Raw genomic sequence first — 4,261 nt, 5'->3', positions numbered from 1 at the left:
GGCCCAGCCCGACGCAATGCCGCCCGCCGTCACCAGTTTGCGATATCCGTTCAACCCCACCTGCACCACATTGGCGATGCTGCGGATCGGGCTTGCCGATTTCAGCGCGGCGTCGATCACCTGGTCGATCTCGCGCGGCACGGCATATCCGCCCTCGGCGCCCGTCACCCCGGTGAACGCCTTGGCCTCCGCCATGCCGGTCCCGGCACGCAGGAACCCGTCGAACACCCCGCCGCCGGGTGCCCGCGCACCCTCCAGCATCGGCCGCGAAGCTCCGGCCGGAATGGCGCCTGCAAAGCTCATGTCGATTTTCGTCATGCCGTTTCTTCCTCCTCAAACCACTCGATTGCCGTGACCCGCGCCAGCGGCTGCATCGGCTGCGCGACCAGGCTCACCTCCTGCAGGTCCAGCCGGATCAGTTCACGATATGTTCCCTGCACCACCACCCGCGCCCGATATCCGAACGACAGACCCGTCAGCGCCCCGCACGCGACCATCCGCGCCAGTTCGGGCCGCTCGACCCGGCCTACGACGCACAGGCCCCGCGCATCCTCGACCAGCGCGTCGATCCGGCCGACCGGCGGCCCGCCATGCTGCCACAACAGCGGCACGGCCCCCGCACCGGCAAAGGCGCCGCGCCGCACCACGTCCCCGCCCCGGTCCGCCCGGTCGAACACCGCGGCGTAACCGGCAAAGCGCAGCACGCTCCTCACTTCACCCACCCCGAAAAGCCCAGCTTCATCGCCAGCCCGACCAGCAGGCACGCCGTCAGCATGTGCGTCATCCACGCCAGCACCGCGCGCACCGCCGATCGCTTGGCGTCGCGCCATGCGCCCAGCAACTCGCGCAGCTCCGCCATGTCCTTGGCCGCGCCCGCGTCCGCCAGCCCCAGCCGCGCCAGCGCCCGCGCCGCCGCCGTTTCCCCCGCTTCCTCGGCAATCCCGCGCAACACCGACAGGCTGGCGCCCTCTTCCTGACCTTGCGCGATCAGCTCGGCCAACAGCCCGCTCATGGCGCCACTCCCAGCATCCGGCGCTTTTCCTCGTCGCTCAGGAAATCGGCGCCGCCGACCCGCTGCCACAATGCCGCGCGCTCCTCGCTCAGCACGCCCACCCGGTCGACCGCGACCGACAGCCGCGCGTCGGGGAACCAGGGCCGCAGCGCCTCGGCGATCGCGCCCAGGATATTGTCGGCCAGCGGCACGATCGTCTGCCGCCACAAAGCGCGATTGGCCTCGCGGTAATTGGCATAGGCATTGTCGCCCGGCAGGCCCATCAGCATCGGCGGCACGCCGAACGCCAGCGCGATCTCCCGCGCCGCCGCCGCCTTCAGCCCGACGAAATCCATGTCGGCGGGCGTCATGCTGATCGCCTGCCATTTCAGCCCGCCTTCCAGCAGCATCGGCCGCCCGGCATTGCCCGCCCCCTGGTATGCGGCGGCCATTTCCGCCTTCAGCCGCCGGAACTGCTCCGCCGACAGGCTCGATCCGTCGCCGGGGTCGTAAACCAGCGCCCCGCTCGGCCGCGCGGCATTGTCCAGCAGCGCCTTGTTCCACCGCGTCGCGGCATTGTGGATGGCGATCGCCCCCATCGCCGCGCCCAGGCACCCCAGCCCCAGATGATCGTCCAGCGGGTGGAAATGGCGGATATGGATCACGCCCGGCCGCCCGCCCGCATCCTCGACCGGCATCGTCATCACCCGCGCGCCGACGCCGTATCGATATGCCACTGGCCAGCCATTGGCGTCGGTGTCGATCCCCACCCGTTCGGGCCGCAGCGCAAACAGCTCCGCCACGCCGCCCGCCCCGTCGCCCAGGATCTGGGCATAGGCATTGCCGTGCAGCAGCATCTGCGCCGCCAGCGTCTCCATCAACGGCTGTCCGTTCGACCGTTCCGCCACCATCGCCGCCAGCGCCGGATCGCTCGCCTCGACCGGCGCCGACGCCACCGTTTCCGCCACCAACCGCACCGCGCGCTGCGCGACGGGGTTGCCGCAATATCCCTCGCGCACCTGATCGGCATAGGCCACCGGCCACTCCCCGATCCGCGCGCCCTGCCCCGCATGTCCCAGCAACGGCCGCGCGCCCTCGCGCCCGGCCGCCTTGCGCCCGAACCATTTCATGGTCGTTCTCCCGAAAAGTCAGTTTGGGGTCGTCACACCCCGCGCACGCCGACACGGCCCCGCCGCCCCAGCATCAGTTCGCTCAGCGCCCACACGCACGCATCGGCGCGGTCGGGGGATCGGCCCGGCCCTTCATAACCGCCGCCCGCGATCAGGCCGCACAGCTCGTCCTCCAGCGCGGGGAACGCGCCGACATGCGCGACGCGCCCCTGTTCATACAGCGCCGCCACCGGCTCCGCCCGCGCCGCCTTGCCGCGTGTCGCATGGACGCTGCGGACCGGCAGCGCGGCATCGACCGCGCGCAGCACGCTGGCGACCATCGCACCGCCCTGGTTCACTTCCGCCACCACCCGCTCGGCATCGTGGCGCGCCGCGCACGCCACCACCGCCCGCGCCCAGCCTTCGGGGGAGGCGCCGACGACGCTCGCATCCTCGATCACATATCCGCGCCCGTCCTCCCCCAGCCCGACCGCGACGATGCCGCACGCATCGCCGTCCATTCCTGCCGGTGGATCGACCCCGACGACGACGCGCACCAGCCGGGACGCCGCGCGCACCCGCACCCGCTCGATCAGCGCGCGCGACCACAATGCGCCCGCCACATCCTCGATCAGTTCGCCGTCCAGTTCCTGCCGCCCCAGCCGCGTGCCGCCATAGTCCGCGATCATCGCGCCGACGAAGCTGACGGGCAGGTGCGGATTGTCGCGCGTCCGCCCCAGCGTCTCGACCAGCCCCGGCAGCGCCATCACCCGCCGCATCAGCGCGGTCGGGCGCGGCGTCGTCGTCACCAGCACGCGCGGCCGCTCACCCAGGCGCAGACCCAGGCGAAGATTGTCCCACGTCGCCGCCCCGCTGCCCGCGCGCCATTTGCCCAGTTCGTCGCACCAGGCGATGTGATGCTCCGGCCCGCGCAGCGTCTCCGGCGCGGCGGCGGAATAGATGAACGCCTCCGCCCCGCTCGGAAACCGCAGCACGCCGCCCCGCCATTGCATCGCCTCACGCTCGGTCGCGCGGGCGACGGCCAACAGGCCGCTCGGCCCCTCCACCATCACGCGCCGCGCTTCCTCGATCGACCCGCCGATCAGGGCGATGCGCGCGCCGGGCATGTCGCGCGCGACCGCGCTCACCCATTCGGCCCCCGCGCGCGTCTTGCCGAACCCCCGCCCCGCGCGGATCAGCCACACGCCCCAGTCGCCCGGCGGCGCCAGTTGCCCGTCATGCGCCCATGCCGACCATTCCTCGTCAAATGCCGCGATCTCCCGCTCGTCCAGGTCCTTCAGCACCAGTTGCCGTGCCCGGTCCCCCGCCGCGCCCAGTTCGGCCCAGGCATCGCGCCCGCTCAATCCGCCGACCCCTGCCGCCGCGCCAGTGCATCCAGCTTTTTCAGGATCTTGGCCTCCACCGCCTCGCGCGTGACCGGAACCCGCGGACGCCCGAATGCCTTGGCACGCCGCCGTTCCTGCCGTTCCAGCAGCCACTGAATCAGCTTCACGTCGATCTCCACCTTGTCCCCGATCAGCACCGCCGGCGGCCAGCCGGTTCCGTCGACGCGCCCCGTCGCCACCACCTCACCCGGCTCCAGCACATCCGGGTTCAGGTTGCCGAACGCCTTGTCGATCAGCGCCTGCTCCAGATGGTCGAATCCCTGGTCGATCGCTTCCTGCCACAGCGCGTTGAACGCCGGATCGCGCCGCTTGAGCGAATAGGCCGTCGTCGTGTGCACCCCCACCGTCCGCGCCGCCAGCTTCACATTCGCGCATGTCGCCAGCACGTCCAGAAACTGCTTGCGCCGTGCCGCCGTCCAGCCGTGCTTGACCTCACGAAGCTGGACATGACGCCCGCCGCTGCGCGCGATAATCTCATCTCCCATCATCTGCCCCCGCCCCAAACGCGAACGGGCCGGAAAGCGTCCACCGCCCCGGCCCGATTCGCAATTCTCCAGCGTGGTTGTTATTGCCAGAACAGCGTGACGATGTCAAGTTTAATGTGCCTATCTGGTTAGTTTCATGTTCTGGTTGTCATGCCCGTTCGCCCGCGACATGGTCCCCGCCAATGACCGACATCACCCTTTATCTCGCCCGCGCGGCCAATGGCGTGATCGGCGCGGACGGCACGCTGCCGTGGCGGCTTCCCGCCGATC

At 70.8% G+C, this 4,261-nt stretch carries 7 protein-coding genes; 1 reads left to right on the top strand and 6 read right to left on the bottom strand.

Annotation, left to right across the window (positions count from 1 at the left end; genetic code table 11):
• From VL973_RS09895 to VL973_RS09870, 6 genes are all read right to left on the bottom strand, one after another.
• The coding region (locus tag VL973_RS09895; RefSeq protein WP_325283854.1) for a phage major capsid protein at window positions 1–318 on the bottom strand (318 nt) is incomplete at its 3' end.
• Window positions 315–722: an HK97 family phage prohead protease gene (locus VL973_RS09890; RefSeq protein WP_325283853.1), complete on the bottom strand. Its 408-nt coding sequence runs from the start codon at window positions 720–722 to the stop codon at window positions 315–317. The genes VL973_RS09890 and VL973_RS09895, both read right to left, overlap by 4 nt.
• Window positions 710–1,012, bottom strand: coding sequence for a DUF6127 family protein (locus VL973_RS09885; protein WP_325283852.1), 303 nt, complete (start codon window positions 1,010–1,012; stop codon window positions 710–712). Before VL973_RS09885 ends, VL973_RS09890 begins: the two co-directional genes overlap by 13 nt.
• Entirely contained in the window at window positions 1,009–2,121 is a 1,113-nt protein-coding gene (locus tag VL973_RS09880) for a phage portal protein (protein ID WP_325283851.1), read from the bottom strand. Before VL973_RS09880 ends, VL973_RS09885 begins: the two co-directional genes overlap by 4 nt.
• Window positions 2,122–2,153: 32 nt before the next feature.
• On the bottom strand, window positions 2,154–3,464 hold the full coding sequence (locus VL973_RS09875; RefSeq protein WP_414712232.1) for a DNA-packaging protein: 1,311 nt from the start codon (window positions 3,462–3,464) through the stop codon (window positions 2,154–2,156).
• Window positions 3,461–3,991 (bottom strand): hypothetical protein, encoded by a 531-nt coding sequence (locus VL973_RS09870; RefSeq protein ID WP_325283850.1) that lies wholly within the window; start codon window positions 3,989–3,991, stop codon window positions 3,461–3,463. The genes VL973_RS09875 and VL973_RS09870 overlap by 4 nt, the downstream gene beginning before the upstream one ends.
• A 182-nt stretch (window positions 3,992–4,173) precedes the next feature.
• On the opposite strand from VL973_RS09870, the gene VL973_RS09865 reads away from it, so the two are divergent.
• A partial coding sequence (locus VL973_RS09865) for a dihydrofolate reductase (RefSeq protein ID WP_325283855.1) occupies window positions 4,174–4,261 on the top strand: 88 nt, incomplete at its 3' end.

It is taken from the genome of Sphingomonas sp. (assembly GCF_035490575.1).
In the GTDB taxonomy this organism is placed as follows: Bacteria; Pseudomonadota; Alphaproteobacteria; order Sphingomonadales; family Sphingomonadaceae; genus Sphingomonas.
Note: the sequence above shows the minus strand (reverse complement) of the source record. Positions and strands in the feature narration are given on the sequence as shown.